At 73.8% G+C, this 18,908-nt stretch carries 14 protein-coding genes; 10 read left to right on the top strand and 4 right to left on the bottom strand.

Annotation, left to right across the window (positions count from 1 at the left end):
- Window positions 1-95 precede the first annotated feature (95 nt).
- Window positions 96-1,379: a citrate synthase gene (locus AB0H28_RS11100; protein ID WP_358037079.1), complete on the top strand. Its 1,284-nt coding sequence runs from the start codon at window positions 96-98 to the stop codon at window positions 1,377-1,379.
- Window positions 1,380-1,556: 177 nt separating this feature from the next.
- Here AB0H28_RS11100 and AB0H28_RS11095 read toward each other — a convergent pair whose 3' ends face one another.
- On the bottom strand, window positions 1,557-2,954 hold the full coding sequence (locus tag AB0H28_RS11095) for a glycosyltransferase family 4 protein (RefSeq protein ID WP_358037076.1): 1,398 nt from the start codon (window positions 2,952-2,954) through the stop codon (window positions 1,557-1,559).
- Between the two features lie 290 nt (window positions 2,955-3,244).
- Between AB0H28_RS11095 and glgX the strand changes: the two genes are divergently transcribed.
- The 4 genes from glgX to AB0H28_RS11075 all read left to right on the top strand — a co-directional run bounded on the left by glgX (window position 3,245) and on the right by AB0H28_RS11075 (window position 10,128).
- A complete protein-coding gene (glgX, locus tag AB0H28_RS11090) occupies window positions 3,245-5,365 on the top strand; it encodes a glycogen debranching protein GlgX (RefSeq protein ID WP_358037073.1) in 2,121 nt (706 codons plus the stop codon).
- Window positions 5,366-5,368: 3 nt separating this feature from the next.
- Entirely contained in the window at window positions 5,369-7,669 is a 2,301-nt protein-coding gene (gene treY, locus AB0H28_RS11085) for a malto-oligosyltrehalose synthase (RefSeq protein ID WP_358037070.1), read from the top strand.
- Complete coding sequence (gene treZ / locus AB0H28_RS11080) at window positions 7,666-9,399, top strand: malto-oligosyltrehalose trehalohydrolase (protein WP_358037067.1); 1,734 nt, start codon at window positions 7,666-7,668, stop codon at window positions 9,397-9,399. Before treY ends, treZ begins: the two co-directional genes overlap by 4 nt.
- 120 nt (window positions 9,400-9,519) lie before the next feature.
- Window positions 9,520-10,128, top strand: coding sequence for a DUF6518 family protein (locus AB0H28_RS11075; protein WP_358037064.1), 609 nt, complete (start codon window positions 9,520-9,522; stop codon window positions 10,126-10,128).
- 28 nt (window positions 10,129-10,156) lie between these two features.
- On the opposite strand, the gene AB0H28_RS11070 is transcribed toward AB0H28_RS11075, so the two are convergent.
- A complete protein-coding gene (locus tag AB0H28_RS11070; RefSeq protein WP_358037061.1) occupies window positions 10,157-11,635 on the bottom strand; it encodes a glutamate--cysteine ligase in 1,479 nt (492 codons plus the stop codon).
- A gap of 220 nt (window positions 11,636-11,855) precedes the next feature.
- On the opposite strand from AB0H28_RS11070, the gene AB0H28_RS11065 reads away from it, so the two are divergent.
- On the top strand, window positions 11,856-12,203 hold the full coding sequence (locus AB0H28_RS11065) for a DUF3817 domain-containing protein (RefSeq protein ID WP_358037058.1): 348 nt from the start codon (window positions 11,856-11,858) through the stop codon (window positions 12,201-12,203).
- Window positions 12,204-12,250: 47 nt separating this feature from the next.
- On the opposite strand, the gene AB0H28_RS11060 is transcribed toward AB0H28_RS11065, so the two are convergent.
- Window positions 12,251-12,799, bottom strand: a complete 549-nt coding sequence (locus AB0H28_RS11060; protein ID WP_358037055.1) for a hypothetical protein — start codon at window positions 12,797-12,799, stop codon at window positions 12,251-12,253.
- A gap of 144 nt (window positions 12,800-12,943) precedes the next feature.
- Here AB0H28_RS11060 and AB0H28_RS11055 point away from each other — a divergent pair, with 144 nt between their 5' ends.
- Genes AB0H28_RS11055 through AB0H28_RS11045 form a run of 3 tightly spaced genes read left to right on the top strand, consistent with a single transcriptional unit; the run spans window position 12,944 to window position 16,916 of the window.
- Window positions 12,944-14,068, top strand: a complete 1,125-nt coding sequence (locus AB0H28_RS11055) for a Vms1/Ankzf1 family peptidyl-tRNA hydrolase (protein WP_358037052.1) — start codon at window positions 12,944-12,946, stop codon at window positions 14,066-14,068.
- Window positions 14,061-15,818, top strand: a complete 1,758-nt coding sequence (locus tag AB0H28_RS11050) for a thiamine pyrophosphate-binding protein (protein WP_358037050.1) — start codon at window positions 14,061-14,063, stop codon at window positions 15,816-15,818. The genes AB0H28_RS11055 and AB0H28_RS11050 overlap by 8 nt, the downstream gene beginning before the upstream one ends.
- A 54-nt stretch (window positions 15,819-15,872) precedes the next feature.
- Complete coding sequence (locus AB0H28_RS11045; RefSeq protein ID WP_358037047.1) at window positions 15,873-16,916, top strand: iron-containing redox enzyme family protein; 1,044 nt, start codon at window positions 15,873-15,875, stop codon at window positions 16,914-16,916.
- Window positions 16,917-17,004: 88 nt separating this feature from the next.
- Here AB0H28_RS11045 and AB0H28_RS11040 read toward each other — a convergent pair whose 3' ends face one another.
- Window positions 17,005-17,211, bottom strand: a complete 207-nt coding sequence (locus tag AB0H28_RS11040) for a CDGSH iron-sulfur domain-containing protein (protein WP_358037043.1) — start codon at window positions 17,209-17,211, stop codon at window positions 17,005-17,007.
- A gap of 160 nt (window positions 17,212-17,371) precedes the next feature.
- Between AB0H28_RS11040 and AB0H28_RS11035 the strand changes: the two genes are divergently transcribed.
- The gene (locus AB0H28_RS11035; protein ID WP_358037040.1) at window positions 17,372-18,790 is read left to right on the top strand and encodes a hypothetical protein; all 1,419 of its coding nucleotides are present in this window, start codon (window positions 17,372-17,374) and stop codon (window positions 18,788-18,790) included.
- The last annotated feature ends 118 nt before the right edge of the window (window positions 18,791-18,908 follow it).

The following is an 18,908-nucleotide window of genomic DNA, read 5'->3' as shown; positions in this document are numbered from 1 at the left end:
ACCCCCAAACCATGCCGAGCGTTGTCCACCGCACCGTGATTACGGTAGAAGCGAAGGCAATTCAACGAAGATCTTGCCGGCGAAGCGAGGAACAGATGACGGAAGTCAAGCTCGACCACCCCGGTGGGCAGCTGTCGATGCCGGTGCAGTCCGCGGTCGAGGGCCCCGCCGGGATCGGGGTGAGCAAACTGCTCAAGGAAACCGGGATGACCACGTACGACCCCGGTTTCGTCAACACCGCGTCCTGCTCGTCCGCGATCACCTACATCGACGGTGACGCGGGCATCCTGCGGTACCGCGGCTACCCGATCGACCAGCTGGCCGAGAAGTCCTCCTTCCTGGAGGTCTCCTACCTGCTGATCTACGGCGAGCTGCCGAGCCAGGCGCAGCTCGACGAGTTCAGCGAGCGGATCCGGCGGCACTCGCTGCTGCACGAGGAGATGCGCCGCTTCTTCGACGGCTTCCCCCGCGAGGCGCACCCGATGGCCGTGCTCTCCTCGGCCGTCAGCGCCATCTCGACCTTCTACCAGGACAGCCTCGACCCGTTCGACTCCGAGCACGTCGAGATGTCCATGGTGCGGCTGATGGCGAAGGTCCCCACCATCGCCTCCTACGCCTACAAGAAGTCGATCGGCCAGCCGCTGCTCTACCCGGACAACTCCCTCGGCTACGTCGAGAACTTCCTGCGGATGACCTTCGGCGTGCCCGCCGAGCAGTACGAGGTCGACCCGGTGGTCGCCCGGGTGCTGGACATGCTGTTCATCCTGCACGCCGACCACGAGCAGAACTGCTCCACCTCGACCGTGCGGTTGGTCGGCTCCAGCAACGCCAACCTGTTCGCCTCGGTCTCGGCCGGCGTGAACGCGCTGTTCGGCCCGCTGCACGGCGGCGCCAACCAGGCCGTGCTGGAGATGCTCCAGCAGATCCACGCCGACGGCGGCGACGTGCGCACCTTCGTGCAGAAGGTGAAGGACAAGCAGGACGGCGTCAAGCTGATGGGCTTCGGCCACCGGGTCTACAAGAACTACGACCCGCGGGCCGCGATCGTGAAGAAGGCCGCCCAGGACGTGCTCGGCCGGATGGCCAAGCCGGACCCGCTGCTCGACCTCGCGATGCAGCTCGAGGAGATCGCGCTGGCCGACGACTTCTTCGTCTCCCGGCGGCTCTACCCGAACGTGGACTTCTACACCGGCCTGATCTACAAGGCGATGGGCTTCCCGACCAAGATGTTCACGGTGCTGTTCGCGCTGGGCCGGCTTCCGGGCTGGATCGCCCAGTGGCGCGAGATGATCAACGACCCGGAGACCAAGATCGGCCGTCCGCGGCAGATCTACACCGGCGCCCCCGAGCGGGACTACCTCCCCGCCACCCAGCGCTGAGGTGCAAGGAGGGGCCCCTTGTTAACGCCTCCGGTAGAGGCGGGGCCCCTTGTTGACACCGGCTACGGAAAGGCCGCCGACCCGGATCGGGTCGGCGGCCTTTCGTGTGTGCGCCGGAGCGCCGGTGGTTAACAGGGGGCCCCTGCTATGCCTGAGGCGTTAACAGGGGGCCCCTCCTTACCGCAGGCTGGCGGCGGTGAGGAGGTTGCCGGGTGGGAGCGCCGGCAGGGTGTGGCCGGTGGCCATTCGCTGCTCGGCGCGGGCCGCGGTGAACGCCGGGTCGCCGGCGATGGCGGCGGCGTACGCGGCGGCGGTGCGCGACGCGATGGCCGACCAGCCGTACCTCTCGTGCACCAGGGCGCGGGCCCGGCGAGCCAGGGCGCGGGCCCGGTCGGTGTCGGCGAGCAGCGCGTGCACCGCCTCGGCGAGCCCGTCCGGGTCGTGCGGCGCGAAGGTCATCCCGGTGACGCCCGGCTCGACGATCTCGGCCAACCCGCCGGTGCGCGACACCGCCAGCGGCGCGCCCGCGGCGGCCCCCTCCAGGGCGACCATGCCGAACGGCTCGTAGATGCTGGGCACCGCGAAGCAGTCCGAGGCGGCCATCACCGCGGGCAGGTCGGTGCCGCCGAGGAACCCGGGCATGCTGACCGTGCCGCCCAGTCCGAGCCGGTGCACCTCGGCCTCCAGGTCGGCTCGGTACGGTCCGTCACCGACGATCACCGCGCGCAGCCCGGGATGCCGCTCGCGCAGCCGGGGCAGGGCGGCGAGCAGGTGCTGCACGCCCTTCTCGTAGACCAGCCGGCCGGCGAACGTGACGAGCGGGCCGTCGCCGGCGAAGCGGGCCCGGGCGGCGGCGACCGCCGAGGCGGGCACCCGCCAGCGGTGCGGCTCGACGCCGTTGGGGACCACGTCGACCCGGGACCGGTCCACGCCGAACAGCGCGCCCACCTCGTCGCGCATGTAGCCGGAGCAGACGATGACCCGGCCGGACTCGCCGGCCAGCCAGTGCTCGACGCCATGGATGGTGCGGTTCATCTCCGCCGGCAGCCAGCCCTGGTGCCGGCCGGCCTCGGTGGCGTGGATGGTGGTCACCAGCGGCACGTCCAGGTGCTCGCGCAGCGTCATCGCGGTGTGCGCGACCAGCCAGTCATGGGCGTGGATGACGTCGTACGAGCCGGTCTGGGCGGCGCGCAGCGCGGCCCGGGTGAGCGTGTGGTTGAAGGCCATGGTCCAGGCCAGCAGCGAGCCGGTGGCGAGCGGGAAGGTGACCGGGTCCTCGGCGGCGCGGACGATCCGCACGCCGTCGGCGTACTCCTCCAGCGGCGCGCCCTCGGCGTGCCGGGTGACGACGGTGACCTCGTGCCCGGCGGCGACCAGGGCGACGGAGAGCGCGTGCACGTGGCGGCCGAGGCCACCGACGAGCACCGGCGGGTACTCCCACGACAGCATCAGGATGCGCCGGCTGCGGGGCGCGGCGCCGGGCTGCGGCGGCGCGGTGGGGCGGGAGGTGAGGGTGGGCCGGTGGAGCCGGTCCGTCGCGGTGGCGGTCTGCGCGCCGACCCGCAGAGAGGTCACGTCGATCTCCGTCCATGCATGGGGGGACACGCCGGCATCGGTGGCGGCGGGGAGCAGCGGTGAGGGTTGGCCGAACGGCCGGGCGGGCACGCGGGCGCGTGTCCGCGCTTAAGGAAAAGCCATCCGGCGCGAACCCGCATCTCGAATCCGACGATCGTGACGGATGACACCCGAACGTTTTCGGTTACCGTCCGAACGGAGGGATTGGCGGCCGGTGGCGCGGGGCATCAACGGCGTGCGCGCCGGCCGCCCGTCCGGTGCGCACACGATCATGGGCCCGAAGGAGCGACATGCAGGTCTGGCCGGGCGACAGCTACCCCCTCGGCGCCACCTACGACGGGATGGGCACCAACTTCGCGATCTTCTCGGAGGTGGCGGAGCGGATCGAGCTCTGCCTGTTCGACGAGTGGGACATCGGCACCGAGCGGCGGGTCGAGCTGCGCGAGGTCGACGCGTACGTCTGGCACGCCTACCTGCCCGGTGTCGAGCCCGGCCAGCGCTACGGCTACCGGGTGCACGGCCCGTGGGACCCGGCGAACGGGCTGCGGTGCAACCCGCACAAGCTGCTGCTCGACCCGTACGCGAAGGCGGTCGACGGCGAGGTCGCGTGGGATCCGGCGGTCTACGACTACGAGGTGGGCGGCGACCCGGACCGGATGAACACCGCCGACTCGGCGCCGTTCATGCCGAAGTCGGTGGTGGTGAACCCGTACTTCGACTGGGGCAACGACAAGCCGCCGCGCACGCCCTACCACCACTCGGTGATTTACGAGGCGCACGTGCGCGGGCTGACCATGCGGCACCCGGACATCCCGGAGGAGCTGCGCGGCACGTACGCGGGGATGGCCTCGCCGGTGATGATCGAGCACTTCCGGCGGCTCGGGGTGACCGCCGTCGAGCTGATGCCGGTGCACGAGTTCGTGCACGACCACCGCCTGGCCGACCTGGGGTTGCGCAACTACTGGGGCTACAACACGATCGGCTTCTTCGCCCCGCACCACGGCTACTCCGCGTTGGGCCGGCTCGGCCAGCAGGTGCAGGAGTTCCGGGGCATGGTCAAGGCGCTGCACGCGGCCGGCATCGAGGTCATCCTGGACGTGGTCTACAACCACACCGCCGAGGGCAACCACCTCGGCCCGTCGCTGAGCTTCAAGGGCATCGACACGCCCAGCTACTACCGGTTGTCGGAGGAGGATCGGCGCTACTTCGTCGACTACACCGGCACCGGCAACAGCCTCAACGTGCGCAGCCCGCACTCGCTGCAACTGATCATGGATTCGCTGCGCTACTGGGTCACCGAGATGCACGTCGACGGCTTCCGCTTCGACCTGGCCGCCACGCTGGCCCGCGAGTTCTACGAGGTGGACCGCCTCTCCACGTTCTTCGAGGTGGTGCAGCAGGACCCGGTGGTCGGCCGGGTCAAGCTGATCGCCGAGCCGTGGGACGTCGGCCCGGGCGGCTACCAGGTGGGCAACTTCCCGCCGCAGTGGACCGAGTGGAACGGAAAATACCGCGACACCGTGCGCGACTTCTGGCGCGGCGAGCCGGCCACGCTCGCCGAGTTCGCGTCCCGCATCTCCGGCTCCGCCGACCTCTACCAGGACGACGGCCGCCGCCCGTTCCACAGCATCAACTTCGTCACCTGCCACGACGGCTTCACGCTCACCGACCTGGTCTCCTACAACGACAAGCACAACGAGGCCAACGGCGAGGACAACCGGGACGGGGAGAGCCACAACCGCTCGTGGAACTGCGGCGTCGAGGGCGACACCGACGACGCGGCCGTGCTGGCGCTGCGGGCCCGGCAGCGGCGCAACTTCCTGGCCACGCTGATCCTCTCCCAGGGCGTGCCGATGCTCGGGCACGGCGACGAGCTGGGCCGCACCCAGCGTGGCAACAACAACGCCTACTGCCAGGACAGCGAGCTGGCCTGGGTGGACTGGGAGCGCGCCGACACCGAGCTGCTCGGGTTCGTGCGGCGGCTGACCGACTTCCGCAACCGGCACCAGGTGTTCCGCCGCCGGCGGTTCTTCACCGGGCTGCCGGTCGGTGGCCGCGCCGCCGGCTCCGGCCTGCCCGACCTGGCCTGGTACACGCCGGACGGCCGGGAGATGACCGGCGAGGACTGGGGCAACGACTTCGGCCGTTCGGTGGCCCTGTTCGTCAACGGCGACGGCATTCCGGAGCGCGGCCAGCACGGCCAACGCCACCGGGACAGCTCCTTCCTGCTGTTGTTCAACGCGCACGACGCGCCGCTGGACTTCACGCTGCCCGGCGAGGAGTTCGGCCCCCGGTGGGAGCTGGTGATCAGCACCGCGGAACCGGACCCGGAGAAGACGACGGTGGTGGAGGCGGGCGGCACGGTCTGCGTACCGGACCGCGCGCTGCTGGTCCTGGAGAGGACGGCCTGACCCATGCCCGACACCCCCCGCTCGACCTACCGCGTGCAGGTGCGTCCCGGCTTCGACCTGGACGCCACCGCCGAACTCGCCGGCTACCTGTCCGCGCTCGGCGTCACGCACCTCTACACCGCGCCCCTGCTCACCGCCACCCCCGGCTCGCCGCACGGCTACGACGTGGTCGACCACCGCGCGGTCAACCCGGAGCTGGGCGGTGAGGCCGGCCGGCAGCGGCTGGTCCGGGCGCTGCGCGCGGCCGGGCTGGGCCTGGTCGTGGACATCGTGCCCAACCACGCCGGGGTGGCCCGCCCGGCGGCCAACCCGCCCTGGTGGGACGTGCTGCGCGCCGGCCGCGACTCGGCGTACGCGGGCTGGTTCGACATCGACTGGGACCGGGGTCGGCTGCTGCTGCCGGTGCTCGCCGACGCACCCGACGCGCTCGACGACCTCAAGCTGGTCGACGGGGAACTGCGCTACCACGAGCACCGCTTCCCGATCGCCGACGGCACCGGCGACGGGACGCCGCGGCAGGTGCACGACCGGCAGCACTACGAGCTGGTGAACTGGCGGCGCGGCGACGTCGAGCTGACGTACCGCCGGTTCTTCGCCGTCTCGGACCTGGCCGGGCTGCGGGTGGAGGACCCGGGCGTCTTCGACGCCACCCACGCGGAGATCCTGCGCTGGGTCGACGCCGGTGACGTCGACGGCATCCGGGTGGACCACCCGGACGGGCTGCGCGACCCGGCCGGCTACCTGGCCCGGTTGCGCGCCGCCGCGCCGCAGCGCTGGCTGGTGGTGGAGAAGATCCTGGAGTACGGCGAGGAGCTGCCGGACTGGCCGGTCGACGGCACCACCGGCTACGACGCGCTGGCCGCGGTGTGCGGGCTCTTCGTCGACCCGGACGCCGAACCGGACTTCACCGCGCTCGACGGCCGGGTCACCGGCCGGCACACCTCCTGGGCGGACCTGACCCACGCCACCAAGCTGGAGGCCGCCACCCGGCTGCTCGCCGCCGAGCTGACCCGCCTCGCCGCGCTCGTGCCGGAGCTGCCCGCCGAGCAGGTGCGCGCCGCGCTGGCCGAGCTGGCCGCGTGCTTCCCGGTCTACCGCGGCTACCCGCCCGAGGGCGCCCGGCACCTGGCCACCGCCCGCAGCGAGGCCGGCCGGCGCCGCCCCGACCTGGCCGGCGTGCTCGACCGGGTCACCGCCCGGCTGCGCGAGCCCGGTCACGAGCTGGCCGTCCGGTTCCCGCAACTGACCGGCGCGGTGATGGCCAAGGGCGTCGAGGACACCGCCTACTACCGGTGGAGCCGCTTCGTCGCGCTCAACGAGGTGGGCGGCAGCCCGGCGCACTTCGGCGTGCCGCCGGCCGAGCTGCACCGGTTCGCGACCGCCCGCCAGGTGCGCTGGCCGGCGAGCATGACCACGCTCTCCACCCACGACACGAAGCGCGGCGAGGACGTCCGGGCCCGGCTCGCGGTGCTCAGCGAGCTGCCCGGGCGCTGGGCCGAGCGGGTCACCGACTGGATGTCCCGGGCGCCGCTGGCCGACCCCGCCCTGGCCCACCTGCTCTGGCAGACCGCCGTCGGGGCCTGGCCGGTCGAGCGGGACCGGCTGCACGGGTACGCCGAGAAGGCGGCCCGGGAGGCGTCGGTCAGCACCAGCTGGGCCGACCCCGACCCCGCGTTCGAGCACGAGCTGCACGCCCTGGTCGACCGGATGTACGACGACCCGGAGCTGCGCGCCCAGATCACCGCGTTCGCCGCCGAGATCACCCCGGCCGGCTGGTCCAACGCGCTCGGGCAGAAGCTGGTCCAGCTCGCCATGCCCGGGGTGCCGGACACCTACCAGGGCACCGAGCTGTGGGAGAACTCCCTGGTCGACCCGGACAACCGGCGGCCGGTCGACTTCGCCGTACGCCGGGACGTGCTGGCCCGCCTCGATGCCGGCTGGCAGCCGGCGGTGGCCGCCGACGGCGCGGCCAAGCTGCTCGTGGTCTCCCGCACGCTGCGGCTGCGCCGCGACCACCCGGAGCTGTTCGGCGGCTACCGGCCGGTGCCGGCGCACGGCCCGGCGGGCGCGCACGCGGTGGCCTTCGACCGGGGCGGCGCGGTCGCGGTGGCGACCCGGTTGCCGCTGCGGCTGGCCCGCGACGGCGGGTGGCGCGACACGACCCTGTCACTTTCCGTTCATCGGATGACCGACGTGTTCACCGGCCGGGTCTACAGTGGTGCTGAGCTGCTCCTGGATGATCTGCTGAGCAGCTATCCCGTCGCCCTCCTCGCACCCACCGACTCTGTGGAGGCCGCCGCATGACCGAGTTCACGGTGTGGGCGCCCGAGGCCGCCCGGGTGCGGCTGCGCCTGCCCGACGTGGCCGACCACGACATGCGTCCCGGGCGGCACGGCTGGTGGCGGGTCGAGGCGCCCGCCGCCGGGCCGGGTACCGACTACGCGTTCCTGCTCGACGACGACGAGCAGCCGCTGCCCGACCCCCGCTCGGCCTGGCAGCCGGCCGGCGTGCACGGCCCCAGCCGGGTGTACGACCACGCCGCGTTCGGTTGGACCGACGCCGGCTGGACCGGCCGGCAACTGCCCGGCAGCGTGCTCTACGAGCTGCACGTCGGCACGTTCACCCCGCAGGGCACGTTCGACGCGGCCATCGCCAAGCTCGACCACCTGGTCGACCTCGGCGTCGACCTGGTCGAGCTGCTGCCGGTCAACGCGTTCAACGGCGAGCACAACTGGGGCTACGACGGGGTCTGCTGGTACGCCCCGCACGAACCCTACGGCGGGCCGGACGGGCTGAAACGGTTCGTCGACGCGGCCCACGGCAAGGGCCTGGGGGTGATCCTCGACGTCGTCTACAACCATTTCGGGCCCTCCGGGGCCTACGCGCCGCGCTTCGCGCCCTACCTGAGCGAGCAGAGCAACACCTGGGGCCGCACGGTCAACCTGGACGGCCCGCACTCCGACGGGGTCCGCCGCTACATCGTCGACAGCGTGCTCATGTGGCTGCGCGACTACCACGTCGACGGGCTGCGGCTGGACGCCGTGCACGCCATGCCGGACGGCCGCGCCACGCACTGGCTGCAGGAGGTGGCCGTCGAGGTGGAGGCGCTGTCGACGGCGCTGGGCCGGCCGCTGTCACTGATCGCCGAGTCCGACCTGAACGACCCGACGCTGATCACCGCCCGGGAGGCCGGCGGGTACGGCCTGCACGCCCAGTGGAACGACGACGCCCACCACGCGCTGCACACGCTGCTCACCGGCGAGCGGCAGGGCTACTACGCCGACTTCGGCTCGCTGGAGTGCCTCACCGACGTGCTCACCGGGGCGTTCTTCCACGCCGGCAGCTGGTCCAGCTTCCGGGGCCGCGGCCACGGCCGGCCGGTGGACCGCCAGCGCACGCCCGGGCACCGGTTCGTGGCCTACCTGCAGAACCACGACCAGATCGGCAACCGGGCCACCGGCGACCGGATCTCCGCCACGCTCTCGGCCGGGATGCTGCGGGTCGGCGCGACGCTGCTGATGACCGCGCCGTTCACCCCGATGCTGTTCATGGGGGAGGAGTGGGCCGCGACCACGCCGTGGCAGTTCTTCACCAGCCACCCGGAGCCCGAGCTGGCCGTCGCGGTCGCCACCGGCCGCCGGCGCGAGTTCGCCGCGCACGGTTGGGCCACCGACGACGTGCCCGACCCGCAGGACCCGCAGACGTTTTTGCGGTCCCGCCTCGACTGGGCGGAACTGGACAAGCCCGAACACCGCGAGATGTACGAGTTCCACCGCCGGCTGATCGCGCTGCGCAAGTCCCGGCTCGACCTGTCCGACCCCCGGCTGCACCGGGTCGAGGTGCGCCACGGCGACCAGTTCCTGGTGGTGCGGCGCGGGGACACGCTGGTGGCGGCCAACCTGGCCGACCGCCCGCAGCGGATCAACCTGCCCGGGGTGGTGCGGCGGGTGCTGCTGGCCACCTCCGAGGGGGTGACGGTGATGCGGGGCGGGATCGAGCTGCCGGGTCAGAGCGCGGCGGTCGTGTCGCTCTGACCCGCACGGGCCGGCCGGCATCCGTGGCGTCGCTGTCGCGCCTGGCTTCGGAGCGGATCGAGAGGCGCTGCGCCTCAGGCTGATCGCCCGCCAGGCGGCATACTGAGTATGCTTCCGGGCATGCCGCCCGCTCCGCGCACCCTGGCACTCGTCGCCCCCGTCGCCGGCTTCCTGCTCGGGTTCCTCGACTTCGTCTGGATCACGCGGGTGCCGTACCCGTTCGCCGAACTCGGCAACTCCACCGCCACCTGGGCGGTCGCCGCGTTCGCACTCGGCTGGTGGGTCCGGCGCGGGGCGCTGCGGGCCGCGGTGGCCGCCGTCGTCCTGCTGGTGGTCGCCGTGCCCAGCTACTACCTGGCGGCGGCGCTGCTCCAGGGCGACGACCCCGCTGTGATCGTCGCGCCCACCTCGCTGCTCTGGATGGCGTTCGGCGTGTTCGCGGGCGTGGTGTTCGGCGTCGCCGGCGTCTGGGCGCACACCCCCGGGTGGCGGCAGGTGGTGGCGACCGCGCTGCCGGTGGCCGTGTTCGTCGAGGAGGCGCTGCGCTTCGCCGGGAAGGCCCGCACCGGCTATCCGGGCGGGTGGTGGAACGTGGCCATCGACCTCGGGCTCGCCGCGCTGCTGCTGGAACTGGTCGGCCGCAGCCTGCGGGTACGTCTGCTCGCCGCAGCCGTGGCGCTCCCGCTGGCCGTCGTCGGCGCGTTCGTGTTCACCGCGGTCGGCGGCTGACCGGCCGCGCCGATCGACGCCGTGGGCGTCAGGGGATCGGCCACTCGTGCACGGGTCGGTTGCTGTGCATCAGGTCGACGTAATGGCGGAGCACCTCGCGCAGCGCGGCCGGCCGGTCCAGGTGGTCGGCGGACTCCAACCGGTGCAGCGTCTCCACCTGCCAGGTCGCGCCGTTGCGGCCGGTCAGGCAGCGCTGCTCGATGATGCCGAGCAGTCGATCCCGCTCGCCCGGGTCCAGGCCCCACCGGTCCAGCCCGTGATGGGCCAGCGGCAGCAGCCGGCGCAGCACCAGCTCCGTCACCGGCAGGTAGCCCAACGCCGGCCAGAACACCTGGGCGTCGATGCCGTGCCGCGCGCACGCGTTGAAGTTCTCCTCGGCGGCGCTGAACGACATCTGCGACCACAGCGGGCGGTCGGACTCCGCCAGCGCCCGGACCAGGCCGAAGTAGAACGCGCCGTTGGCGACCGTGTCCAGCACGGTCGGGCCGGCCGGCAGCACCCGGTTCTCCACCCGCAGGTGCGGGCGCCCGCGCAACACGTCGTAGACCGGCCGGTTCCAGCGGTAGATGGTGCCGTTGTGCAGCCGCAGCTCGGCGAGCTTCGGCACGCCGCCGCTGGCCAGCGTCGCCGCCGGGTCCTCCGGGTCGCAGACCGGCAGCAGCGCCGGGAAGTAGCGCACGTTCTCCTCGAACAGGTCGAACACCGAGGTGATCCAGCGCTCGCCGAACCACACCCGCGGGCGTACCCCCTGGGCCTTGATCTCCTCCGCCCGGGTGTCGGTGGCCTGCTGAAACAGTGGGACGCGGGTCTCGCGCCACAGCTCCCGGCCGAAGAACAACGGCGAGTTCGCGCCGAGCGCCACCTGGATGCCGGCGACCGCCTGGGCCGCGTTCCAGTAGTCGGCGAACTGCGGCGGGCTGACCTGCAGGTGGAACTGGGTGCTCGTGCAGGCCGCCTCCGGCGTGATGCTGTCGGCGGTGGTGGCCAGCCGTTCCACCCCGCTGATCGAGATCGGCAGGTCCTCACCGCGGGCGGCGAGGATCTGCTCGTTGAGCAGCGCGTAGCGCGGGTTGGTGGAGAGGGTCTCGGCGGTCAGGTGCTCCGGGCGCAGCGTCGGCAGGATACCGATCATCACCATGTGCGCGCCGACCGTGCGGGCATTCTGCTCGGCGGCGTTCAGACTGGCCCGCACGTGCTCCTCGAACTGGGCGGTGCCGGTGCCGGCGAGCCGGCGCGGCGCCACGTTGATCTCCACGTTGAACCGGCCCAGCTCGGTCTGGAACGACTCGTCGGCGATCGCCTCCAGCGCGTCCGCGTTGCGCATCGCCGGGTCGAAGCCCTCGTCGACCAGGTTGAGCTCGATCTCCAGCCCGGTCATCGGCCGTTCCACGTCGAACCGGGACTCGCGCAGCATCTCGGCGAAGACGTCCAGGCACCGCCGCACCTTCTCGCGGTAGCGGGCGCGATCCTCCCGGCTGAAGGTGCGCACGCCGACATCCTCGCCCATGGTCACCACCCTGTCACCGTTGGTTCCCCCAACCTCGCACGGAGCGGCCGGTCAGGAAAGGCCCGAAGGACCTTTCCTCTACCCAGAACCGCGTCCGCTCACCCTGCGGATGTAAGGAAGGGCCCCTTGTTAACGCATTCCGCATAGCAGGGGCCCCCTTTTAACACCTGGTCAGCGCGCGGCCGGCTAGCATGGGCCGCCGGCCGAAGGGGGAGTGTTCATGCGCGACGGGTGGATCCGGGCGTTCGTGGTGGCCGCGATCGCCGAGGCGTGCTCGTGGGCGGCGCTGCTCGCCGGCATGGCGGTCAAGTACGGGCCGCCGCGCGACGAGATCGGCGTGCAGGTGTTCGGCCCGATCCACGGCGCGCTCTTCGTGGCGTACGGGCTGCTGGTCCTCGTGGTGGCCCGGCGCCGCCGCTGGTCGCCGGCGCGGACCGGGCTGGCGCTGGCCAGCGCCGTGCCGCCGTTCGCCACCGTGCTGTTCGAACGCTGGGCCCGCCGTCGCGGCCTCCTCGACACCCCCGCCGCCGCGCCCGCCGAGCGCACGCTCACCGGCGTCGGTGGTTAACAGGGGGCCCGGCCTCTACCGGAGGCGTTAACCGGGGGCCCCTCCTTTCACGTCAGGGCGGAGCAGGCGGCGACCGCGAGCACGAGCAGCGCGCCGAACACCGCCTGCAGCAGCAGCGCCGGGCCCAGGTGCGACCAGAGCGTCGCGGTACGCGGGGTGAGCAGCTGCCCGGTGGTCAGGTTGACGATCCGCTCGATCCGCGGCGGCAGGTCGGCGTCGCGCTGCGGGCGCAGCGTGAGCTGGACGTGGTCGCCGGGGTGCAGCGCGCTCTGCGGCAGGTGGCCGTGCAGCTCCACCTCGACCAGGCGGTCGGTGGCGTCGCGGACCCGGACCGGCGTGACCAGGAACTCGGGCCCCTTCTTCAGGTCCTTGAAGCTGCGCTTCGCGCCCCCGCCGCCGCTGCTGAGCAACGCGCGGACCACCCGCAGCAGCAGCCCCACCACCCCCGCGGCGGTCAGCACCGCGACCAGCACCGGCTGGCCCACCCGCACCTCCCGGGCGTAGCCCTCCATCAGCCGGACCAGGCGGCCGGTGACGACGCGTCCGGTCGGACGGGCGACGCGTCGGGTGTGCAGGTCCGTGTCCATGTTCACCACCGAGGGTTCCGTTGCGTGCACATATGGTATCGGCCATTCCGGTTGAACGACGTGAATGAACGGCGGTCACGCCGTGGTCCGGGGGGCAGGTGAACTCGGCCGGGGTGCGGGTATGCGTGCGGCCGAGCTGGAAAGGGGTCGAGCATGCAGCTGTCCTTCCTGCGCCCGCTCTACGACCGTCCCGGGCCCTGGTGCTCGGTCTACCTGGACGCCTCCCGGGACACCCACGACTCCCGCCCGCAGGTCGACCTGCGCTGGCGGACGCTCAAGGGCGACCTGCTGGCCCAGGGCGCCGACCAGGTCACCGTCGAGGCGGTGGAGGAGGTGGTCCGCCGGCACCAGCCGATGCCCGGCGACTACGGCATCGCCGTGTTCGCCAACCGGGGCCGGGTGGTGCTCACCGAGTACCTCTCCGCGCCGCCGCTGCGCGACCTGGCCACCTGGGCGGCGCTGCCGCACACCATGCCGCTGGTCGCCCAGCGCGGCGAGCAGGTGGCCTGGGTGCGGGTGCTGGCCGACCGCACCGGCGCGGAGGCGATGGCGGTCAGCGCCGGCGGAGTGCCCCGGCGGGCCCAGGTGACGGGCGGGCAGAGCCGGCAGCTGCGCCGCGTGCAGCCGGGCGGCTGGTCGCAGTCGCGCTACCAGCGCGCCGCCGTGGAGGCGTGGCACCAGAACGCCGGCGACGCCGCCGCGGCCACCGCCGACCTGGCCGAACGGGTCGGCGCGGACGTGGTCGTGGTGGCCGGGGACGTCCGGGCCACCGGGATGATCGCCGCCCAGCTTCCCGAGCGGTGGCAGGACGTGCTGGTGCGCACCGACGCCGGCGCCCGCGACGTGGGCGCGGAGGACACCCTGATGGACGACATCACGGTGCAGACCGTCGCCGAGGTCGCCGACCGGCGGATCGCCGCCGCGCTCGACCGCTTCGGCGTGCAGGAGGACGTCGGCGCCGGGCTGGAGGCGGTGGTCGCCGCGCTGCAACGCAACCAGGTCGACACCATGCTCATCGTGGACGACCCGTCCGCCGACGGCGAGCTGTGGGTCGGCCCCGAGCCGACCGAGATCGCCACCGACCCGGCGCAGCTGGCGGGCATGTCGGTGGCCGACCCGCAGCGGGTACGCGCCGACGCCGCGCTGCTGCGCGCGCTGATCGGCACCGACGCGGACCTGACCGTGCTCGCGCCGGAGGAGGCGCCGGAGCTGACCGACGGGGTAGGCGCGGTGCTGCGCTACGTCGACGCCGGCACCCCGGGGCGGGGCGATGGCTGACCGTACCGTCGCCGACCTGGTGGTCGAACGCCTGCGGGCCTGGCGGGTGCCGCGGGTGTTCGGCTATCCCGGCGCGGCGCTCGCCCCGCTGGTGGCCGCGCTCGACGACGCGGGCGGGGACCCGGCGTTCGTGCCGGCGCGGCACGAGGAGACCGCCGCCTACATGGCCACCGGCCACGCCAAGTTCACCGGCGGCATCGGAGTGTGCCTGGCCACCCAGGGCCCCAGCGCGGTGCACCTGCTCAACGGCCTCTACGACGCCAAGCTGGACAGCAAGCCGGTGGTGGCGATCATCGGCGAGGACGTCAGCGGCCCGCTCGGCGGGGCGCACGAGGAGATCGGCCTGAGCCGGCTGTTCGGCGACGTGTGCAACCAGTTCGTCCGCTACGGCCGCGGCCCGGACCAGGTGCCGACGCTGCTGGACCAGGCGTTGCGTACCGCGGCGGCGACGCGCAGCCCGACCTGCGTGGTGCTGCCGAGGGCGCTGCAGGTGGCCGCCGTGCCGGACCTGCTGCCGCAGGTCGCCGGCGTGCTCACCGCCACGCCCGGCGAGCCGCTGGCGCGGGTGCTGCCGCACGAGGCCGACCTGGACGCGGCCGCCGCGCTGCTCGGCGGCGGGCGGCGGGTGGCGCTGCTTGTCGGTCAGGGGGCGCACGGCGCGGCCGGGGAGATCGTCGCGCTCGCCGACCGGCTCGACGCGGGTGTGGCCACGTCGCTGCTCGGCAAGCCGGTGCTCGACGAGCGGTTGCCGTTCCACGCCGGCGTGCTCGGCGAGGTCGGCACCACCGCCGCCGCGCAGCTCATGGGCGGCTGCGACACGCTGGTGATGATCGGCACGAACGACCCGTGGACGGACTGGTTCCCGCTGCCGGGGCAGGTCCGCACCATCCAGATCGACATCGACGGCCGGCGCATCGGCACCCGGTACCCGGTCGACGTGCCGCTGGTCGGCGACGCGGTCGAGACGCTGCGGGCGCTGCTGGCCCGGCTGCCGGAGCGGCCCAACCCCCGGTGGCGGGCGGTGGTGCAGAGCGCGGTGCGACGGTGGCGGACGGCCGCCACCGACCGTGCCGCCACCCCGGCCGAACCGCTCAACCCGCAGGCGGTGCTGCGCGAACTGTCCGCCCGGCTGCCGCGCCGCGCCTCGGTCGCCGTCGACGTCGGCTCGGTCGTTTACTGGTACGCGCGGCACCTGGAACTGCCGCCGGGTGTGCAGGCCCGGCTCTGCGGCACGCTCGGTTCGATGGGCTGCGCCCTGCCGTACGCGGTGGCCGCCAAGCTGGCCCGCCCGGACCAGCCGGTGCTCGCGCTGCTCGGCGACGGGGCTATGCAGCTCAACGGCCTGGCCGAGTTGATCACCGTGGCGCACCACTGGTCCCTTTGGCCCGATCCCCGGCTGGTCGTGCTGGTGCTGAACAACCGGGACCAGTCCGGCGTGGGCGCCGGCCGCGCACCCGGCGCTCCGGTCGGCCGGCGAGCCGACGTGCCGTACGCCGGGTGGGCGAGGCTGCTCGGCCTGCACGGGGTCCGGGTGGACCGGCCGGACCTCGTCGGCGCGGCGTGGGACGAGGCGCTCGCGGCGGACCGGCCTACGGTGCTGGAGGCGGTGGTCGACCCGACCGTCCCGCTGGACGTGCCCGAGCCGGCGTTGGCCGACCTGCGTGGCCTGGTGGCCGAGGGTGACGCGGCCCGGCTGGTCCGGGAGCGGGTGATCCAGACCGAGGCCATCGCGGCGGAGGACCTCGTTTAGCCGGATCCCGCCGGGGCACTGCGACCAGGCATTCACCGTCCCGGGAGGTCCCGCTTGTCCAGCACCGATCGTCGTCACGGCCCCGCACCGCTCCCGGCGGCGCGCGGGCCGGTCTCGGCCGCGCTGCTCACCGCGCTGGGCGGGTCGCCCGGCGAGTTGCCGGCGGGGCTGGACGGCGCATTCGCCACGGCAACCGCGCCGCTGACCGACGAGGACCTCCAGCTCACCCTCTTCCTCTGCTACGAGCTGCACTACCGCGGTTGGCGGGACGTGCCGGCGGAGTGGGAGTGGGAGCCGTCCCTGCTGGCGCTGCGCGCCCGGGCCGAGCGCCCGTTCGCCGCGGCGTTGCGGCGGCTCGCCGGCCCGGTGCCGGCGGTGCTGCCCACGGCGCTGCCGGCGGCGCTTACCGCGTTGGTGGCCGCGGACGACGGCCCCCCGCTCGCGGCCACCCTGCAACGCCGGGCCGACCTGGCGCAGTTTCGCGAGTTCGTCACCCACCGCTCGATCTACCACCTGCGTGAGGCCGACCCGCACAGCTGGGCGCTGCCCCGCCTCGGTGGGCCGGCGAAGGCGGCGCTGGTGGAGATCCAGATGGACGAGTACGGCAACGGGCGGCTGGACCGGATGCACGCCGAGCTGTTCCGCACCACGATGGACCGGCTCGGCCTGGACACCGGTTACGCCGCCCACCTGGACCGGGTGCCGGCGGTGACGCTGGCGGTCAACAACCTGATGTCGTTGTTCGGGCTGCACCGGCGGCTGCGCGGGGCGCTGCTCGGGCACCTGGCCGCGTACGAGATGACCTCGTCGTTGCCGAACCGCCGCTACGGCAACGGGCTGCGTCGGCTCGGCTTCGACGCGGTCGCCACACGCTTCTACGACGAGCACGTCGAGGCCGACGCGGTGCACGAGCAGATCGCCGCGTACGACCTGTGCGGCGGGCTGGTCCGGGCGGAGCCGGCGCTGGCCGGGGATGTGCTGTTCGGGGCGGCGGCCGGGCTGGCCCTGGACCGCCTCTTCGCCGGCCACGTCCTGTCCGCCTGGGCGGCGGGCCGGTCGTCGCTGCGCTCGCCCGATCGCTCACTCGCCGCCGCGTGAGGGTGTCGCCGCACCAGCGCCGCCCGCGGGGGTGCGGCGTGAAGCGGGGCGCGTTCCTCTACCGAAGGCGTTAATAGGGGGCCCCTCCTTAACTCCGGAAGCCCGCGACCTTGTGGGTGCCGTCGCAGAAGGGCTTGATCGCGCTCTTGCCGCACCGGCACAGCGCCACCGTGCCCCGGCGCCGCTCGATCGGCTCGCCGTCCGGGGTGACCAGCGCGAAGTCGCCGCGCACCAGCAGCGGTCCGTCCCGGTACGGGGTGATGGTCGCCGCCGGGGTGCTCTCGTCGTCGGGCATGCGCGGTGCAGTGCCCGTCCCGCCGAGGGCCAAACCCGCACCGCCGTGCCGTTGCGTCCGCGACGGCGGTTCAGCGGCGCGACGGCACCCGAGCGGGCGTTGGTCCGCGGCGTGGGGAGATGCCCCGTTTAGACCCAAGCGGGACGGGAAGCCGGGCCGCGTGGTGAGCGAACGAGGCAGCCGGCGGGCGCCGGCGGGGGACGCCGGCCTGCCCGGCGACCGGGTGGTGGCGGTGGGCAGCGCCGCCCGTACCCTGGTGGCCGCGACGGCCCGGGCGCTGCGCGGCGACGACTGCGGCGACCTCGGCCGTCCGGGTGCGCTGGCCCGGCTCACCGGGGCGCCCGATCCGGTGCGCCGCGCCGCCGCGAGCCGCGCCGCCGGCCGGGCCGCGCTCACCGTCGCCCAGGTGGCCCGCGTGGACGCCGAACGGGTGGCCGGCTGGTTCGTCGGGCAGTACCCGGACCGGCGCTGGCCGGGTGTGGTGCTCGGCTCGCCGCACGGCGCGGCGGCCCACCTCGCGGTGGCACTGGGCGTGCCCTGGCTGCCCGCCGGCTTCGAACTGGCCGCACAGTGGGGCCGCGGCGCGGTGGACCGGCCCGACGCCGCGCTCGACCACGGGGCGGCGCTGGCCGGGCGGCTGCTCGCCGGCAACCCGCGGGTGCACGTGCGGCAGGTGCACTGCCCGGCCAGCCGAGGCGTGACGGCGGGCGCCGCGGTGACGCTCACGGCCCGCTGGCGGACGCTGCCCGGTGCGTACGCGCGGTTCCTGGCCGACCGGCTGGAGCCGGCGGCGCCGGTGCTGCTGTTGCACGACGCGCGCACATGGCCGGTGCGCGACGCCGGTGACGGGCACAGCTTCCAGGCCGGGTGTCCGGGCAGCGGCCTCGACCCGGTCGACTTCCACCCGGACGCCCGGACGCTGCGGCACGTGTTGCGCGCGGCCGGCGGCGACGAGACGCGCTGGCGCGCGCCGGAGGTCACGGTGTCGGCGGCGTTCGCCGAGCACGGCGTCGAGGCCGGGTTCGAGCACGGCGCTCGGGAGTGGGGCGAGGGGCACGGACACCCGCTGCACCGGGTGGTCGTGCCGCAGCCGGACGCCCTGAGCGCGGCCACCGCCGACCTGTACCGGCGCTGGTTGCGCCGGGCCGGCAAGACCGGGGACCGGCTGGTGGTGGAGTGCGGCCGGCTGCTCGACCCGGGGCAGGTGCTGCGGGCCGGCCTGGTGCCCTACTGGTGCGAGAACGCCACCCGCCGCCGGGTGGAGGGCGTCGAGTGGTGGCTCGCCGGCAGCGAGCCGTTCAGCTCGGTGGACGTGCTGCCCGAGCCGCCCGGGCTGCGCTCGCCCGCGCTCGCCGGACTGCCCCAGTGGCTGGCGGTGGCCGGGTTCGGCCGCCGGCGGCGGGCCCTGGACCGGGGCACGGCGCGCGGCTACCCGGTCACCTCGGTCCCGACCCGACGTGCCACGGAGGTGTTGCGCAACCAGCCCTGCGACCTGCCCGCGCCGCCGCCGCTGGCGATGGGCGAGGCCCTGGCCGCGCTCCGGGACGCCGGCGCCCACCAGGGCCTACTGGTCTGCTGACCGGCGGTCGACACCCGGCGGACCTGGGTTCGCCGGGCAACCTGGCGAAACATCCTCGCGATCCGACGGTCCGTGATTGAGTACCTACGGAGCGGGAAGAACGCTCGCCGCGCAACGG

The organism is Micromonospora sp. NPDC050980 (assembly GCF_040653835.1).
In the GTDB taxonomy this organism is placed as follows: Bacteria; Actinomycetota; Actinomycetes; order Mycobacteriales; family Micromonosporaceae; genus Micromonospora.
Note: the sequence above shows the minus strand (reverse complement) of the source record. Positions and strands in the feature narration are given on the sequence as shown.